The following is a 15,539-nucleotide window of genomic DNA, read 5'->3' on the forward strand; positions in this document are numbered from 1 at the left end:
GGACACCTCCACATCTCGGGCCCGGCAGTACACACCGGGCGCCGAACCCTTCCGAGCGTAATCGGCGCCGGTTTACTGCCGACCGTTCGGGCTGTCCCAGGAGGAGTGCGGGCCACCATGTCCGGAATCCTCACCGGAGCCGTAGCCGGATTCGTCGGGCCCGCGGTCGTGCGCGGACTTCTGGTCGGGATGCGAGTACCGGGGCTGTTCCTGCCCGCCGGCGTAGCCGCGGTCGGCCGGCGGGGCCTGCGGTTCCTCGCGCGGCGGCCATCCGGGCGCCGACCAGCCGGCGGGGGCGCCGTAGTCCGGCCGGGAGCCTTGTGTGGCGCCGCGGGGATAACTGGGGGCGGGCTGCGCCGGCGCCGGGTAGCCGCTGGGCGGCCGGCCGTAACCGGGCTGCTGGACCGCGCCACCGGGGAACCCCGCGGGCTGCGGCACGCTCCCGGCGGCCGCCGGCTCGTGCGGGCCGACGCCGACGGGGACGGCGGGTTGCGGGGGCCATGCTTCGCCACGTTCGGCGGCAAGCTCACCCGGAGTCTTCACCGGCGGTTTGTCCGATGGCACGCGATCGCCGAAATCGTTGAACGCGGTGATCCGGGGCCGCTTCTGCACCGCGCTGAGGATGGTTTCCAGATCCTTGCGGTGCAGGGTTTCGCGTTCGAGCAGCGCGGTCGCCAGATCGTCGAGCACATCGCGGTACTCGCTGAGGATCGCCCACGCTTCGGTGTGCGCGGCCTCGATGAGGTTGCGGACCTCGACGTCGATGGCGCCGGCGACCTCGTGTGAATAGTCCGAAGAGGTACCCATGGAGCGACCGAGGAAGGGATCGCCCTGTTCCTGGCCGTACCGCACGGCGCCGAGCCGAGCGCTCATACCGTATTCGGTGACCATCGCGCGGGAGATCTTGGTCGCCTGGTCGATATCGGAGGAGGCCCCGGTGGTCGGCTCGTGGAAGACCAGTTCCTCCGCCGCACGCCCGCCCATGGCCATGACCAGCCTGGCGATCATCTCCGAGCGGGTCATCAGGCCCTTGTCGTCCTCGGGCACCGTCATTGCGTGCCCGCCGGTGCGGCCGCGGGCCAGGATCGTCACCTTGTAGACCGGTTCGATATCGGGCATCGCCCAAGCGGCCAGCGCGTGGCCGCCCTCGTGGTAGGCGGTGATCTTCTTCTCGTGTTCGCTGATGATCCGACTCTTGCGGCGCGGACCGCCGATCACCCGGTCGACCGACTCCTCGAGCGCGTCACCGGTGATGGTGGAACCGTTCTCCCGCGCGGTGAGCAGGGCGGCCTCGTTGATGACATTGGCCAGGTCGGCGCCCGACATACCGACGGTGCGCTTGGCCAGACCGTCGAGATCGGCTTCCGCGGAGATCGGTTTGCCCTGCGAGTGGACCCGCAGGATGGCGCGACGGCCGGCCAGGTCGGGGTTGCTGACCGGGATCTGCCGGTCGAACCGGCCGGGCCGCAGCAGGGCGGGGTCGAGGATATCGGGGCGGTTGGTCGCGGCGATCAGGATGATGCCGGTGCGATCGCCGAAGCCGTCCATCTCGACCAGCAGCTGGTTGAGGGTCTGTTCGCGTTCGTCGTGACCGCCGCCGAGTCCGGCGCCGCGCTGACGGCCGACCGCGTCGATCTCGTCGACGAAGATGATGCAGGGGCTGTTCTGCTTGGCCTGCTCGAAGAGGTCGCGGACACGGGAGGCACCGACACCGACGAACATTTCCACGAAATCGGAGCCGGAGATGGTGAAGAACGGGACGCCCGCCTCGCCGGCCACGGCGCGCGCGAGCAGCGTCTTACCGGTGCCGGGCGGGCCGTAGAGCAGGACGCCCTTCGGGATCTTGGCGCCCAGCGCCTGGTAGCGCACCGGATTCTGCAGGAAGTCCTTGATCTCGTAGAGCTCTTCGACCGCTTCGTCCGCGCCGGCCACATCGGCGAACGTGGTCTTGGGCATATCCTTCGACAGCTGTTTGGCCTTGGATTTCCCGAAGCCCATCATGCCGCCGCGGCCGCCGCCCTGCATGCGTGACATCACGAAGATGAACAGGCCGAGCAGGATCACCATGGGCAGCACGAACAGCAGGATCTGGGTGACCCAGCTCTCCTGTTTGACCACTGTGTTGTACTGGGCGCCCGAATCCTGAACGGCCTTGAAGATCTGGGCCGAGGTATCGCTGCCGCCGGGATACTTTGCGATGATCTTGTCGGCGCCCTGGGTGGCGTCGTTCCCGTTCTTCAGTTCGATCCGCAATTGCTGTTCGCGATCATCGATCTGAACGTGGGCGACGTTCTCCTTGTCGGCGAGCTGGCTGATCGCCACCGACGTGTCGACGCTCTGCCAGCCGCGGGTGTCGTTGCCGAAGTAACTGAACAGATAGATCACGAGCAGAATGCCCGCGATTATCGCCAGGGTACGAAACACTGTCTTGCGGTTCATAGAGCGTCGGCCGGGCGGCCAGTCCTTTCAGGCGTCTCCGCGTTTTGCCTAGCGATGCGTCGCTCTCGGGCGGCGCAACCCGCAACCGTTGCCGCCCGGTGGGCGGATTCGGGTGCGGACATGCCACGTTACCGCGTACGGTCTAGTCGATACATCGCGCTTCCTGACTCGTCGCAAGCCAGTAGTTCGGCGGGTGATGCAGTTCAAGAGGTAAACGGCCGGAAAACCATGGTGGTTCCCGGGGTCGTGGTCTGTGATATCTCGTAGTGATCACAATCACGGCACGCATGTAGGACCGATGATGATCGCGTACGACCCGAGCGCAGGGGGTATGGACATAGTCGAGTTACGGACACCCACAGCAATCGTGCGGCACGGCGAAGGGCGATTGGTCGTCCTGCGTCCCGGTGCCGACGGCGAATCCGAGAGCGACGGCGAGCGTGTCCTCGACGTCGCGGTGACCGACCTACTGGAGGTGCGACTCAGCCGGCGAGCCGACGACGCGGTGGTTATCGAGATATATCTGCGCTATCCGACCCCCGTGCTGGTCGGCGTTCCGGCCGACCGGACGCCGCTGCCGGTGCTGATCGCCGAACACGATGTACCGGCGGCCGCCGGAATCGTCTCCCGCATCAACGACCAGATCCTGGCCGCGCAGCGGATCGATATCGCCGCTCCCGAGCTGATCGCGCCGCCGACCGAACAGACCGAACACGGGCCGGTTCGCGCCGATGTGGAGCGGGCGGTACGCCGGATGTCGGCGACCGGGCGGGGCGAGGCCCTGGTGACCGATCTGGCCGGTTACGTCACCCCCGACGAATATGTGCTGGAAACCGCGAGTGTCGTCGCGCACCCGCCGGTGGGCGCGGACGACCCCTGCCTGCTCACCGTGACCACGACGCGGCTGCTGCTGGTCTCGCTCGGCACCGGTGAGGCGTATGCCCACGACCTGCCGATCCCCGTCATCATGCGGGCCCGCGCGACCGAGGAGGCGGTCTCGGTGGTGCAGGACATCCGGGTGCGGGACCGCCGTCCCCTGGTGGAAGTACACGACGGCAATACGACGATGTACTTCACCGCGATGGATCGCGCCGATTCCGAACGGCTGGCCACCGCGATCAACTTCGCCGTGCGGCTGGTCGCCGTGGACGGTGCGGCCGGTCCCGCCGATCCCAGCGTCGCGCATCTGTACTCGGAATGGGAGCTGCTGGTGGAGCGGCATTCCCTGGGCATGGTCGACGACACCCAGTTCCAGCGGTACGGCCGCGGGATTCTGCGCTCACTTCCGGGCATCTGAGTCACGGCCGGCCGGGCGGGGACCTCCGGAGCGTGGGGCGAGGTATGCGGAGCAACGCGCGGCCGAGCGGCGTGCACCGGCCGAGTCGGCACGGCCGCACCCGACGAACCGGACCGAACCGGTACCGGTTCCGGCTACTGCGACCCCGCGAGGCGTCGACGGGTCCGTTCCGGAGCCCACCCCGGTAACTCGGCGACGAGATCGCCCAGTGAGGTGGCGGCCAGACTCGCCCGCCACGCCTCGTGTGCCTCCGTCATCTTCACCGCGAGAAGGCACGGCTCGCGGCATTCGTCCGCGGGCAGTCCGCCGCGACCCTGCTGACGTATTTCGCGGCATTCGTAGGGTGAGGCGCCGCCGTCCACCGCCTCGACGATCTGCAGGAGCGTGATCTCTCGGGCGGGGCGGGCCAGCCGGAACCCACCTCGGGGGCCCGTGGTGGCGCTCAGCAGGCCGGCCCGGACCAGAGCCTGGAGCTGTTTGGCCAGGTAAGGGGCCGGCAGATCGAAGTACTGGGCCAGCTGCGCCGCCGACGCGGTCGTTCCCGGATCGAGCTGCGCCAGCGAGGTGGCGCAGTGCAACAGCCATTCGGTACTCACCGGCAACTTCATGCTTGCGATTCTATCCAAGATATTGCGGATCTATTTAGTCCGAGATAATGTTCCGGCAGTAGGAGACCACCCTGGAGGAGACAGCCCCATGACCATGCGAATCGCCGTCGCCGGCGCCACCGGCAATATCGGAACTCTCACCGTCGAGGCGCTGCGCGCCGCCGGCCACGAGGTCGTCCGCATCAGCCGCTCACTCGGCGTAGACCTGCGCACCGGCGCGGGACTGGACACCGCCCTCACCGGCGTCGATGCCGTGGTGGATGCCATCAGCGTCGAAAGCACCGACCGCGACGAGGTCGTCGACTATCTCGGCAGCACCACCCGCAACCTGCTGGCGGCCGAGCAGCGCGCCGGGGTGGGACACCATGTGCTGCTGTCGATCGTCGGCATCGGCCGAGTGGAGGGCAACGCGCACTACGCCGGGAAGCGGGAGCAGGAACGCCTGGTGGAGCAGGGAAAGGTGCCGTGGACGATCGTCGCGGCGACCCAGTTCCACGATTTCGCCGCAACCGTCACCGGCTGGACCGAACAGGACGGCGTCGCCGCCCTCGCACCCCTACTGGTCCAGCCGATCGCCCCCGCCGATGTCGCCGATATCCTCGCCGAGGTCGCGACCGGCGCGCCGCAGGGCCGCTATCGCGATATCGCGGGGCCGGACCCGCAGGACCTGGTCGATATGGCCCGCCGCACCAACGACGCGCGGGGTCGCTCGGTCCGGCTGGTGCCGACCTGGTCGTCATCGTTCGGGCCGGAAATGGCCGGGAACACGCTGCTGCCCGCCGAAAACGCACGAATCGCCCCGACGACCTTCGACCAGTGGCTGGCCACCCAGGGTTAGCTCCCGCGGGCGAGCCGCATCGGCGGCAGTAGCCGAAGCCACCGACGTATTCGGGCTACACCAAACCGATGCGGCGCCAGGGGCTGGTCGGGCGGAGCCACAGGCGCATCAGTTCCAGGCGGCGATCGACGCCACCGTCTTTCAGTTCCGCCAAGTCCTCACAGGCCTGCCAATACGTCCAGCCGGTGAGGTAGGCGTCGCCGAACTGCCGCCAGTTGCGGTACTTGCGCTGGGCCAGCGGAAGCGCCCGGCCCAGGTAATCCCACGCGACATCGGCTTCGATATAGCCGGCGGTGTAGGACATACGCGCCACGGCGACCACCCGCGCCAGATCCCAGGCGTGGATATCGGCCGGTAGGGGGCGCGACAGATGGTCGGTGAAGCCGATTTTGATCGCCTGGGACCAGATGTCGTAGTCACGGACGAGCGCTTCGGAATTGTCGATACCCCGGAACGAGGCGACCTGCCGCAGGAAGGCGCGGTGCCGATCGGCGCGTTCGCCGAACCGGTCGCGTTCGCTGGCATTCAGCGAGGCGGTGACCAATGGATGCACCAGGGCGTACAGCGGGGCGTGCATACCCTCGAGCAGCTGTTCCATGGATGCGCGCGCCTCGGTGCCGTCGGTGATACCCCAGGCCCCGGTGAGGGTGTCGATGGCCAGCTCACGCCGGTCGCCGAGCGGATGATCGCGTTCGGGCCCCAGCAGCAGCGCGTCATGGAATGCGTCCCAGCGCGCCGAGTAGAAGGCGCCCAGTGACAACGCGCGCAGGCGGTCGTCGTCGATCTGCGCGCCGGACCAGTGGTCCTCCTCGCGCTTGTCGAGCTCCGGATAGGGAAAAGGGGTCGGCGTGGGCAATCCGGCAGCAGCCATACCGTGAGTCTAGGACGCGCGGGCCCCGCCCGGCCCGGGCAACGTGTTTTCACATTTGTTCCTTGGCCTGTCACGGGCTGTGTTCCAGCGCTAATGTGCATTCATGTGTAGAAACATCACCGTCTTGCGAGGTCTGGAGCCCGCCGCTACCGAGCAGGAGATCTATGCCGCCGCACTGCAGTACGTGCGCAAGGTCGGTGGCCTGTCCGGGTTGAGTTCGGCCACCAAACCCGCCGTGGACAAAGCCGTCGCCGCCGTCGCCGCGGCCACCACCGAACTGCTCGCCGAATTACCCGACCGCCGGGTGCCCCCGGCGACCGAGCCGCCACTGCGCCGGTTGGCTCGCGAATCCCAATAGATCCCGGCATCGGACACCGCGACCGGGCGCGGTGTCTCGCACAGTGTGTCACGATCGATCCGGTGAGCTGATTCACAATGATCGGCCCCAGCGGTTCCGAGCACGACGCAGTGGGAGAACGCAGTGACCAAAACCGAATCGGGACAACCCGACGCCACGGTGAAAACCGTGGACCCGCCTCCGGACTCGGAGATCCGAGTCCTGAATCCCGCCACCGGCGAGGTGGTCGGCTCGGTACCGGATATGTCGGCCGAGCAGGTCGTCGCGGCCATCGCCGAGTTGCGCGAACACCAGCGCGCATGGCAGGCCATCGGCGCCGACGAGCGCAAGGAATGGCTGCTCGAGCTCCAGGACTGGATTATCGACAACACCGAGGTGCTGGCCGACGTCCTACAGTCCGAGACAGGTAAACCGCGGGTCGATTCGCTCATCGACCCGATCTTCGGCAGTGACCTCATCGGCTATTACGCGCGCCGCGCCGCCAAGTTCCTCGCCGACGAGCATCCCGCCCCGCACAGTCCGCTGTCCCGGGTGAAACGGCTGACCACGGTATTCGAGCCGTATCCGGTGGTCGGTGTGATCACGCCGTGGAACTTCCCGCTGGCCATGCCGCTGCTCGATGTGATCCCGGCGCTGGCCGCCGGCGCCGCGGTGATCCTGAAACCTTCCGAGGTGACTCCCCTCTCCGCGCTCGAACTCGCCCGCGGCTGGGCCGAGATCGGCGCTCCCCCGGTGCTCTCCGTCGTCACCGGCGCGGGCGCCACCGGCGCGGCGGTGGTCGAGCACGCCGACTACATCCAGTTCACCGGCTCCACCGCGACCGGCCGCCGGATCGCGGCGGCCTGCGCCGCCCGGATGGTCCCCTACAGCCTGGAACTGGGCGGCAAGGACCCGGCCATCGTGCTGGCCGACGCCGATCTCGACCGCGCCGCCCACGGCATCGCCTTCGGCGGCATGTTCAATTCCGGACAGGTCTGCATCTCGGTCGAGCGGGTCTATGTGGAGGCGCCCGTCTACGACGAGTTCGTCGCCAAACTGACCGCCAATGTCAAGTCCCTGCGACAGGGCCGCGACGATCGCACACCCCGCAACGATGTGGGCGCCATGGCCAACGAGAGTCAGGTCGGCATCGTCCAGCGGCATATCGACGAAGCGGTAGCGGCCGGCGCGAAGGTCTTGACCGGCGGCAAACGGACTGGTGTGGGTACCTTCTTCGAACCCACCGTGCTGGTGGACGTCGACCACACCATGTCGTGTATCACCGAGGAAACCTTCGGGCCGACACTGCCCGTGATGAAGGTCGCCGACGAGGCCGAGGCCATCCGGTTGGCGAACGACTCCGTGTACGGGCTGTCCGCGACGGTGTGGACGGGAGACAAGGCGCGCGGCGAACGGGTCGCCCGGGCGTTGCAGGCGGGCGCGGTCAATATCAACGACATTTTCGCCAACCTGTTCAATTTCGCACTGCCGATGGGCGGCTGGGGCGATTCCGGGGTCGGCGCCCGGTGGGGTGGCCCGAACGGGGTGCGCAAGTACTGCCGGGCCAAGGCGATCACCACGCCGATACTGCCCACCCAGGAACGCGAACTCACCTGGATGCCCTACGACCTCAACAAGATCCTGATCGGGCTCGGCGCCATGCGCGCGGCCGGAGCGCGCGGTATGCGCCGGATCGATATCCCCGCGCTGCTGCGACTCAAGGGAGAAAACCGTGGCGAATAAGACCGAATCCATTCGCGGCAAGGTCGTCGTCATCACCGGGGGCGCCCGCGGTATCGGCCTGGCCACCGCGGTCGCCCTGGAGAAGCTGGGCGCCAAGATCGCGATCGGCGATATCGACGAGAAGACCGTCAAGGAATCGGGCACCGACCACGATTTCGACTACTACGGCCGGCTCGACGTGACCGATATCCAGTCCTTCACCACATTCCTCGACGATGTGGAACGTGAGATCGGGCCGATCGATGTCCTGATCAATAATGCGGGCATCATGCCGACCGGGCGGCTGGTCGAGGAAACCGACCAGATCACCCGGCGGATCCTGGAGATCAATGTCTACGGCGTGATCCTGGGGTCCAAGATCGCGCTGGCCCGCATGCTCGCTCGCGGCAGCGGCCACATCATCAATATCGCGTCGCTGGCCGGCGAAACGCATATTCCGGGTCTGGCCACCTACAACGCCTCCAAACACGCGGTGCTCGGTTTCACCGACACCCTGCGCGAGGAGTACCGGGGCACCGGGGTGGCGTTCTCGTCGGTGCTGCCGACGCTCACCCGGACCGAGCTCGGTTCCGGGGTGGCGGCGCCGAAGGGCCTGCCCGCGGCGGAACCGGAGGATATCGCGGCGGCGGTGGTCCGGCTGATCGCCAAACCCCGGCCCAAGGCTCGGGTCACCCGGGCGGCGGGTGCCATGTCGGTGTTCGTGAACTTGCTGCCGCAGTCGGTGGGTGATGCCCTGGGACGCTCGATGGGGTCGGCCCAGACCTTCCTCGACGATGTGAACGCCGATGAGCGCAAAGCCTACGAGGAGCGGGTCCGGGGGAGCTGAACCGGAGCCGCTGTCACCGCGCCGCGGTCCGTCGACGAACGGGCCGCGGCGCACCGCCATGGGGCCATCGATACCCCACCGAAACCATATTGTGATCAATGTCACTTGACGTGCGAAGTCGATCACACGGTGGCGCGAAATCGTTTCGCCGGGCCGCCTTCGGACCGAACCGGAGTTCCATAGACCGAGGTGACAGCACGCACTGGACGAACAGCCCTACCACGGCAAATGCGCCGTATTTTACGTCGTATCGCCCGACGAGGCCCGGCCGTCGGCGATGCGAAGAACTCATGATGCACATCACCGCGCCACCCCATAAGCTGTCACTAACAAACCTGCTGACTGTTTCAGACCCGATATGCGGACCCATCGCACAAATTAGGGCTGGAAATTCAGCAACGATTCTGATAGCAAGGTGCTATGGACCCGCATTTGCGCGATCTGCGGTATTTCGTCGCCGTCGCCGAGGAACTGCATTTCACCAACGCCGCTCAGCGGCTGCACATCGCTCAACCGACCCTGTCGCGTCAGATCCGGCAGCTGGAACGTCAGCTCGATGTGGTCCTGTTCGATCGCAACCAGCGCAGTGTCGCGCTCACGGTTGCCGGCAAGGAACTGCTCAGCGGCGCCCGCAAGATCCTGGAGCTCTGGGAAACCACCAACAGCTCCCTGCAGGAGGCGGGCGAAGTGCTGCGCGTCGGCCTGCAGTCGACGCTGGGCCGTGGGCTGCTGCACGATCTCGAGAGCGCCAGTGGCCACCGATTGGCCCTGCACCCGGCCGCCTGGACCGACCCCTCCAGCGGCCTCGCCGGCCGCCAGGCCGATCTGGCACTGGTCTGGCTCCCCTTGCCCGACCAGAACCGCTACCGCTGGCAGGTACTGCGTACCGAGCGCCGCTGGGTGCTCCTGCCGGAGAACCATCCCCGCGCCAATCAGGAAATGATCGATTTCGCGGATCTGCTCGACGAACGGTTCATCGCGCTGCCCGCCGAAGCCGGCGCCACCCGCGATTTCTGGCTCGGTAACGACGCCCGCAACGGCCGCCCCGCCACCATCGGCGCGGAAGCAGCCACCCCCGAGGACCGGCTCGAGGCAGTCGGGCTCGGACTGGGCCTGTGCCTGCTCGCCGAGAACAACGTGCCGATGTACCGCTGGCCCGGACTCACCGCCCGTCCGGTCACCGGCCTCCCGCCGTGCGAGCTCGCGGTGGCCTGGCGCGCCGACGACACCCGGCCGACGATTCTGGAATTCGGCCAGCGGGCCATGTCCGGCGGCTTCGCGGCACCCCCCGCCATCCCGGCCTGACCCGGCGAAACATCGTGGGTAGGTGGGCTCGCCCGCCTACCCACGATTCGTTCAGGCCTGTTCGCCGCCGTAGACCCGCGGGTGCAGCGTGCCGATATAGGGCAGATCCCGGTAACGCTCGGCGTAGTCGAGGCCATAACCGACCACGAATTCGTTCGGGATGTCGAACCCCACATTGGCGACCTCGACCTGGGTGCGCAGCGCGTCGGGTTTACGCAGCAACGTCACCACCTCGAGCGAGGCCGGGTTGCGGGTGGAGAGATTGCGCATCAGCCACGACAGGGTCAGGCCCGAGTCGATGATGTCCTCGACGATGAGCACATTGCGGCCGGCGATGTCCTTGTCCAGGTCCTTCATGATGCGCACCACGCCGGACGACGACGTGGAGGACCCGTAGGACGATACGGCCATGAACTCCATCTGAGTCGGCACCGGCAGAGCTTTGGCCAGATCGGTCATGAAGAAGATCGCGCCCTTGAGCACACCGATCAGCAGGAGATCGCCCTCCGGTGCGTCGGCCGGGTACCGCTTGGCGATCAGTTCGGCCAGCTCGCCGACCTTCGCCGCGATTTCTCCTTCGGTGATCAAGACCGAATCGATATCGTCCCCGTACACGTCAACTGGTTTCCCTTCGGTCTCGGCGTTCCCGATCGGTGCGGGCAAGTGTCAGCCTGCCATGCTCGCGAACGACGACCAACCGGGTCCCCCGCTCACCGCCCCCCACGGCCACCCCGCCCTGCCCCCGCCAGGCCACCACCAGGTCGTCGATACCGCGGATATGTGTTCCGGTCACCCCGGGAACCCCCTGGGACAGCAGCCACGCCCGCACCGCCCGGCGGCGCACCGCGGCGGCGGCCTCCGCCAGCACAGCGCACACCGGCGATCCGGTGCCGGCCCGCGACAGCAGTTCGCCGGCGAACGCGTCCAGGGCGGCATTGTCCTCGCGCAACTGTTCGGCGGTCCGGGCCAAGGCCGGCGCCACCGCACCGCCGAGCACCTCCTCGAGCAGCGGCAGCACCTCGGCGCGCAGTCGTACCCGAGTGAACTCGGGGGCGCTGTTGTGCGGATCCTCGTAGGGCGTCAGCGCGAGGTCGGCGCAGAACTGCCGGGTCGTTTCCCGGCGGACCCCCAGCAGCGGCCGGCCCCACGGGCCGTCGCTCGGGGCCATCCCCTGGATCGAACGCGCGCCCGAACCCCGTCCGAGTCCCAGCAGTACGGTCTCGGCCTGATCGTCGAGGGTGTGGCCCAGAAGCACCGGCAGGCCCGATCTCGCGCCCGCCAGCGCCGCGTAACGCGCGTACCGTGCCGCCGCCTCCAGCCCGCCGGGCCCGCTCACCTCGACCGGCAGCACCCGCGCCGACCGGCAGCCGAGCGAACGCGCCGTCGCCGCGGCCGTCGCCGCGACCACATCCGATCCGCCCTGTAACCGGTGATCCACGATCAAGGCGTGCACTTCCGCGGATTCGGCGAGAGCGGCCGCGGTGAGCGCCAGGGAATCCGCGCCGCCCGACAGCGCGACGGCCACACACCGACTCTCCGGGCCGAACCCGGCCAGCCACGCCCGCACCGCATGCCGCACGCCGAGCACCGCGGGCGTCTCCGGTAACCGGATCGGCCGCTGTTCGGCAGAGGACACCGTTCAGTCCAGGACGCGGGCGATCCAGCGCCGCGGTTCGTCGATCTCGTCGGTGCGCGGCAGCGTCTCGGCATCGGTCCACACCACGTTGAACCGTTCCATTCCCACCGTGCCCACCACCTCGTCGACGAAGGCCTTTCCGCGCACGTACTGCGCCACCTTCGCATCGATACCGAGCAGCGCGCGCAGCAGGCGTTGCACCGGGTTCGCGGGCCGGGTCCGGCGTTTGTCGAACGCCATCCGGATCTGCTCGACCGAGGGCACCACACTCGGGCCGACCGCGTCCATCACATGGTCGGCGTGCCCCTCCAGCAAAGTGCCGAGCAGCAGCAACCGGTCCAGTGCCGCCCGCTGTTCCGGCGGCTGAGTGGCCCGCAGCAGCCCCACCACGCCGCGCGAGGCCGGATCGTCGGAGACCTGACCGCTGCGCCGTAGTTTCACCTCGGTGAGCAACCGGGACAGCATCTCCGAGGTCGCCTCGTCACCGATCTCGCCGAGCACCTCGACGTTCTCGCGCATATATCCGGCCAGCCATGGCGACGCCGAGAACTGCACCCGGTGGCACACCTCGTGCAGGCAGACCCACAATCGAAAATCGGCCGACGGCACCGCGAGCGCGCGCTCGACCCCCACGATATTCGGGGCCACCAGCAGCAGCGTGCCGTCCGGACCGGTGAACGGGTCGTACTGGCCCAGGATCGCGGTGGACAGGAAGGCCAGCATGGCGCCCACCTGCACCCCGGCCGGTTTACCGGTGAACAGGCCGGACCGGTCCGTGGTTCCGGTACCGGTCAGCTGCGACATGGAATCGGCCGCCGCCCCGATCCAGCCGGGCCGGTCCACGATCCGGGCCGCGGGTACGGGCTGGTCGTCGAGCAGGCCGGTCACCGCCCGCACGGGCGCCTCGGCGCGCACCGAGGCCTCACTGAGCTCGGCTACCGCCTGCTCCGCGGCCGGCCGGGAGGTGCGGGGCCCGGCCGGTACCAGCGCGGCACCGGTACGGGCCGCCCAGCGCCAGTCCACCGACCCCGAGAAAGTGCGTCGCTCGTCACCGGAGCCGCCTTTCTCGGCCACTGTCCGGGCGCCGGGCCCATCGGGACCTTGTCGAATCGTCATGCGCCCTCCAGCCGTCAGGAACATCCACAGTCGCGCAACGCGGTCGCGACGGCGTCCAAAGCGGGCCGACTGACCTCCGGGGGCCGATCGCTCGACATCAGTGTGAAGGTCAGGACCCGGCCGTCACGATCCAGCACGTAACCAGCCAACGTACTGGCCACCGACAATGTTCCGGTCTTGGCGCGCACCCAGCCGGCACCGCCCTGGTTCTGGGTGACATATCTGCTGCTCAGCGAGCCGGTACCGCCCGCGACCGGCAGATAGTCGAGCATCGGCACCAAACGGCTCGTGAGCGTGGCGGCGGCCGGTTCCGGCTGCGCCTGCCGGCCCGCACCCGCACCCGCACCCAGTGGCGGCGCGAGCGGAGCGGGAGCGGAGGTGGTGGGCTCGGCATCCGGTTCGGGGCCGGCCGCGGTGTTGATGATCTGGTTCAGCAGCCGGGCGGGTATCCGGTCGTCCACCGAGAGTCCGCTGCAGTCGAACATCGTCACCCCGGTCATATCGAAACCGTGCTCGGCCAGCACCGCCGCCACCGCGGCCGCCGCCCCCTCGAACGACATCGGCCGCCCGGTGGCCTGGGCGACCTCCCGGCCGATGGTCTCGGCCAGCACATTGTCCGAATACACCATCATGTCGCGCAGCCGGTCGCGTAGCGGCGCCGAAGCGACCTCACCCAGCCGTTTGGTGCCCTGCGGTGCCGTACCGATACGCACCTTGGCCGGGTCGAGACCGAGTTCGGTGGCCAGCCGCCGGCCCACATCCAGCGCCGGCGTCCCCGATCGCGGCGAATACTCGCCCGCGGGATCGAGCCGGCCGCCGTCGAGCATCACCGATTCCAGCGGTGCGATGGAGCCGCCGGGGATATCGATCGGATCCCAGCCGCGGGCCATGGTCTGGCCCGAATAGACGGAGGTGTCCACCACGATCGTGTCGGCCCGGATATCCGCGTTGCGCACCTGAGCGACCAGATCCAGCAGACTCCCCGCGCCCGGGTAGTAACCCTGCCCGCCCGGCTGGGCGGTGAGCGTGGGATCACCCGCGGCCACCAGCACGATCTCGTTGGGCGCCGAACCCGCGACGACCTTGGTGTGCACGCGCTGATCGGCGGGCAGGGCGAGCAATGCCGCCGCGGTGGTCATGATCTTGGCCGTCGACGAGGGCACCCGCGGCTCGTCGGCGCGCTCACTCCACAACACGGTGCCGCTGACCGCATCGGTGACCGATCCGGCGAACCCACCCAGATCGGGACTGGCGACCACCGGCCCGAGCGCCGCCGCGACACCCGCCGCACTCGGCGCGGGCGCGGTATCCGGGGCGGGCGCCACCTCCGGGGAAACGATGGCCGGAGCGGGCGGTGCGGCAATGGTGAGCCCGCCGTGCCGGAACTCCGGCGTCCACGGTTTCACGATCACCGCGGCCACCGCCGCCGCCCCGGCCAGCACCACCAGCACGATGATCGACCAAGTTCGTACACCGCGGCGCCGGCGCGTGGCCGAACCATACCTACCGCTGCCGCCCTGCACCACCACGTTGCCCGTCTTCTCCCTTGTCCCCGACTTCACACCCGAGCCCCCGCTGAACCCATGTGCCCGCCGACAACAATATCGGTGTTCGGCTACCGTTCTCGGCGAACAACCGGGTGCGTCGGCGAGGCCGGCCACCACGGCGCATCGTGAGAGCAGCGGAAGGAGCTGGCGTGGAGTTCGACGTCACCATCGAGATCCCCAAGGGTTCACGCAACAAATACGAGGTCGATCACGAAACCGGGCGGGTGCGCCTCGACCGGTTCCTGTTCACCTCCATGGCCTACCCGGCCGACTACGGCTACATCGAGAACACACTCGGAGAGGACGGCGACCCGCTGGACGCGCTCGTCCTGCTGCCCGATTCGGTGTTCCCGGGCGTCATCGTCGAAGCGCGTCCCGTCGCCATGTACAAGATGACCGACGAGGCCGGCGGCGACGACAAGATCCTCTGTGTCCCGGCCGGCGACCCCCGCTGGGACCACATCCAGGACCTCGGCGACGTCCCGGAGTTCGAACTGGCCGCCATCAAGCACTTCTTCGAGCGGTACAAGGACCTCGAGCCCGGCAAGTTCGTCAAGGGTTCGGAATGGGTGGGCCGGGCGGAAGCCGAGGCCGAGATCCAGGCGTCCTTCAAGCGTTTGGAGGAGCAGGGGCACTGAGGCTCGGCGGGCGGAACTCCTGCGGGCCGGCTTGGAACATGAGGTCGGTGATGCCCTGTCGGGCACACGGGTTCTGCTCACGGGTGAGCGTGCACGCCCCATCAGTGGTGGGGTGGCACGCTTACTCGCGAAAGGTGAGGTGGCACATCGGTAGCGAGGGCGGCGCTGCCCGTGAAGGCTGGGAGGCAGGCTCACTTGCGAAGGTGGGGAGGTGAGCTTGCTCGTGAAGGTGCTGTGTTTATTGGCGGCGCCTGCGGCGCCGCGGGGTTGCGGCCCCCTTGGTCTCGCCGTTTCGGCGGGCCGACAAAAGGCAAGGGGGGAATGGGGGTAGAGGGGGC

General features: G+C 68.3%; 14 protein-coding genes. 7 read left to right on the top strand and 7 right to left on the bottom strand.

Translation table 11 applies throughout. The annotated features are described in order from the left end of the window. Positions 1 to 72: 72 nt before the first annotated feature. Positions 73 to 2,439 carry an ATP-dependent zinc metalloprotease FtsH gene (gene ftsH / locus AB0H42_RS20920; RefSeq protein WP_357058086.1) on the bottom strand — a complete coding sequence of 789 codons (2,367 nt, stop codon included), beginning with the start codon at positions 2,437 to 2,439 and terminating at the stop codon, positions 73 to 75. Positions 2,440 to 2,740: 301 nt separating this feature from the next. Between ftsH and AB0H42_RS20925 the strand changes: the two genes are divergently transcribed. After that, the gene (locus AB0H42_RS20925) at positions 2,741 to 3,736 is read left to right on the top strand and encodes a hypothetical protein (RefSeq protein ID WP_357058088.1); all 996 of its coding nucleotides are present in this window, start codon (positions 2,741 to 2,743) and stop codon (positions 3,734 to 3,736) included. Between the two features lie 134 nt (positions 3,737 to 3,870). Here AB0H42_RS20925 and AB0H42_RS20930 read toward each other — a convergent pair whose 3' ends face one another. Continuing rightward, positions 3,871 to 4,344, bottom strand: a complete 474-nt coding sequence (locus tag AB0H42_RS20930) for an Rrf2 family transcriptional regulator (protein ID WP_357058090.1) — start codon at positions 4,342 to 4,344, stop codon at positions 3,871 to 3,873. A gap of 88 nt (positions 4,345 to 4,432) precedes the next feature. Between AB0H42_RS20930 and AB0H42_RS20935 the strand changes: the two genes are divergently transcribed. Further along, positions 4,433 to 5,182 (top strand): NAD(P)H-binding protein, encoded by a 750-nt coding sequence (locus tag AB0H42_RS20935; RefSeq protein WP_357058092.1) that lies wholly within the window; start codon positions 4,433 to 4,435, stop codon positions 5,180 to 5,182. A 55-nt stretch (positions 5,183 to 5,237) separates the two neighbouring features. On the opposite strand, the gene AB0H42_RS20940 is transcribed toward AB0H42_RS20935, so the two are convergent. Next, on the bottom strand, positions 5,238 to 6,053 hold the full coding sequence (locus tag AB0H42_RS20940; protein WP_063125480.1) for a DUF1266 domain-containing protein: 816 nt from the start codon (positions 6,051 to 6,053) through the stop codon (positions 5,238 to 5,240). 103 nt (positions 6,054 to 6,156) lie between these two features. On the opposite strand from AB0H42_RS20940, the gene AB0H42_RS20945 reads away from it, so the two are divergent. The 4 genes from AB0H42_RS20945 (at position 6,157) to AB0H42_RS20960 (ending at position 10,264) form a co-directional block, all read left to right on the top strand. Then, positions 6,157 to 6,411: a DUF2277 domain-containing protein gene (locus tag AB0H42_RS20945; protein ID WP_030524159.1), complete on the top strand. Its 255-nt coding sequence runs from the start codon at positions 6,157 to 6,159 to the stop codon at positions 6,409 to 6,411. Positions 6,412 to 6,570: 159 nt separating this feature from the next. Then, positions 6,571 to 8,133, top strand: a complete 1,563-nt coding sequence (locus tag AB0H42_RS20950; RefSeq protein ID WP_357058133.1) for an aldehyde dehydrogenase family protein — start codon at positions 6,571 to 6,573, stop codon at positions 8,131 to 8,133. Next, positions 8,123 to 8,959, top strand: coding sequence for an SDR family oxidoreductase (locus AB0H42_RS20955; RefSeq protein WP_357058094.1), 837 nt, complete (start codon positions 8,123 to 8,125; stop codon positions 8,957 to 8,959). Before AB0H42_RS20950 ends, AB0H42_RS20955 begins: the two co-directional genes overlap by 11 nt. A 420-nt stretch (positions 8,960 to 9,379) precedes the next feature. Continuing rightward, entirely contained in the window at positions 9,380 to 10,264 is an 885-nt protein-coding gene (locus AB0H42_RS20960) for a LysR substrate-binding domain-containing protein (protein WP_357058096.1), read from the top strand. Positions 10,265 to 10,315: 51 nt separating this feature from the next. On the opposite strand, the gene hpt is transcribed toward AB0H42_RS20960, so the two are convergent. From hpt to AB0H42_RS20980, 4 genes are read right to left on the bottom strand one after another with little or no spacing between them, the layout of a single operon-like run. Continuing rightward, complete coding sequence (hpt, locus tag AB0H42_RS20965; RefSeq protein WP_357058098.1) at positions 10,316 to 10,879, bottom strand: hypoxanthine phosphoribosyltransferase; 564 nt, start codon at positions 10,877 to 10,879, stop codon at positions 10,316 to 10,318. A gap of 1 nt (position 10,880) precedes the next feature. Further along, complete coding sequence (tilS, locus tag AB0H42_RS20970) at positions 10,881 to 11,876, bottom strand: tRNA lysidine(34) synthetase TilS (RefSeq protein ID WP_357058135.1); 996 nt, start codon at positions 11,874 to 11,876, stop codon at positions 10,881 to 10,883. Between the two features lie 27 nt (positions 11,877 to 11,903). Beyond that, positions 11,904 to 13,016 carry a zinc-dependent metalloprotease gene (locus AB0H42_RS20975; protein ID WP_357058100.1) on the bottom strand — a complete coding sequence of 371 codons (1,113 nt, stop codon included), beginning with the start codon at positions 13,014 to 13,016 and terminating at the stop codon, positions 11,904 to 11,906. Between the two features lie 14 nt (positions 13,017 to 13,030). Then, on the bottom strand, positions 13,031 to 14,437 hold the full coding sequence (locus AB0H42_RS20980; RefSeq protein WP_357058137.1) for a D-alanyl-D-alanine carboxypeptidase: 1,407 nt from the start codon (positions 14,435 to 14,437) through the stop codon (positions 13,031 to 13,033). Between the two features lie 275 nt (positions 14,438 to 14,712). Between AB0H42_RS20980 and AB0H42_RS20985 the strand changes: the two genes are divergently transcribed. Further along, positions 14,713 to 15,201, top strand: coding sequence for an inorganic diphosphatase (locus AB0H42_RS20985; protein WP_030524167.1), 489 nt, complete (start codon positions 14,713 to 14,715; stop codon positions 15,199 to 15,201). Positions 15,202 to 15,539: the final 338 nt, after the last annotated feature.

Source organism: Nocardia sp. NPDC050799 (assembly GCF_040654015.1).
Lineage (GTDB): Bacteria > Actinomycetota > Actinomycetes > Mycobacteriales > Mycobacteriaceae > Nocardia.

What these genes read in the sequence shown, in the direction of transcription:
- AB0H42_RS20945 (WP_030524159.1), top strand. Translation starts at nt 6,157, where the DNA reads ATGTGTAGAAACATCACCGTCTTGCGAGGTCTGGAGCCCGCCGCTACC.
- AB0H42_RS20930 (WP_357058090.1), bottom strand. Translation starts at nt 4,344, where the DNA reads ATGAAGTTGCCGGTGAGTACCGAATGGCTGTTGCACTGCGCCACCTCG.
- ftsH (WP_357058086.1), bottom strand. Translation starts at nt 2,439, where the DNA reads ATGAACCGCAAGACAGTGTTTCGTACCCTGGCGATAATCGCGGGCATT.
- AB0H42_RS20925 (WP_357058088.1), top strand. Translation starts at nt 2,741, where the DNA reads ATGATCGCGTACGACCCGAGCGCAGGGGGTATGGACATAGTCGAGTTA.
- AB0H42_RS20975 (WP_357058100.1), bottom strand. Translation starts at nt 13,016, where the DNA reads ATGACGATTCGACAAGGTCCCGATGGGCCCGGCGCCCGGACAGTGGCC.
- AB0H42_RS20940 (WP_063125480.1), bottom strand. Translation starts at nt 6,053, where the DNA reads ATGGCTGCTGCCGGATTGCCCACGCCGACCCCTTTTCCCTATCCGGAG.
- AB0H42_RS20935 (WP_357058092.1), top strand. Translation starts at nt 4,433, where the DNA reads ATGACCATGCGAATCGCCGTCGCCGGCGCCACCGGCAATATCGGAACT.
- AB0H42_RS20960 (WP_357058096.1), top strand. Translation starts at nt 9,380, where the DNA reads ATGGACCCGCATTTGCGCGATCTGCGGTATTTCGTCGCCGTCGCCGAG.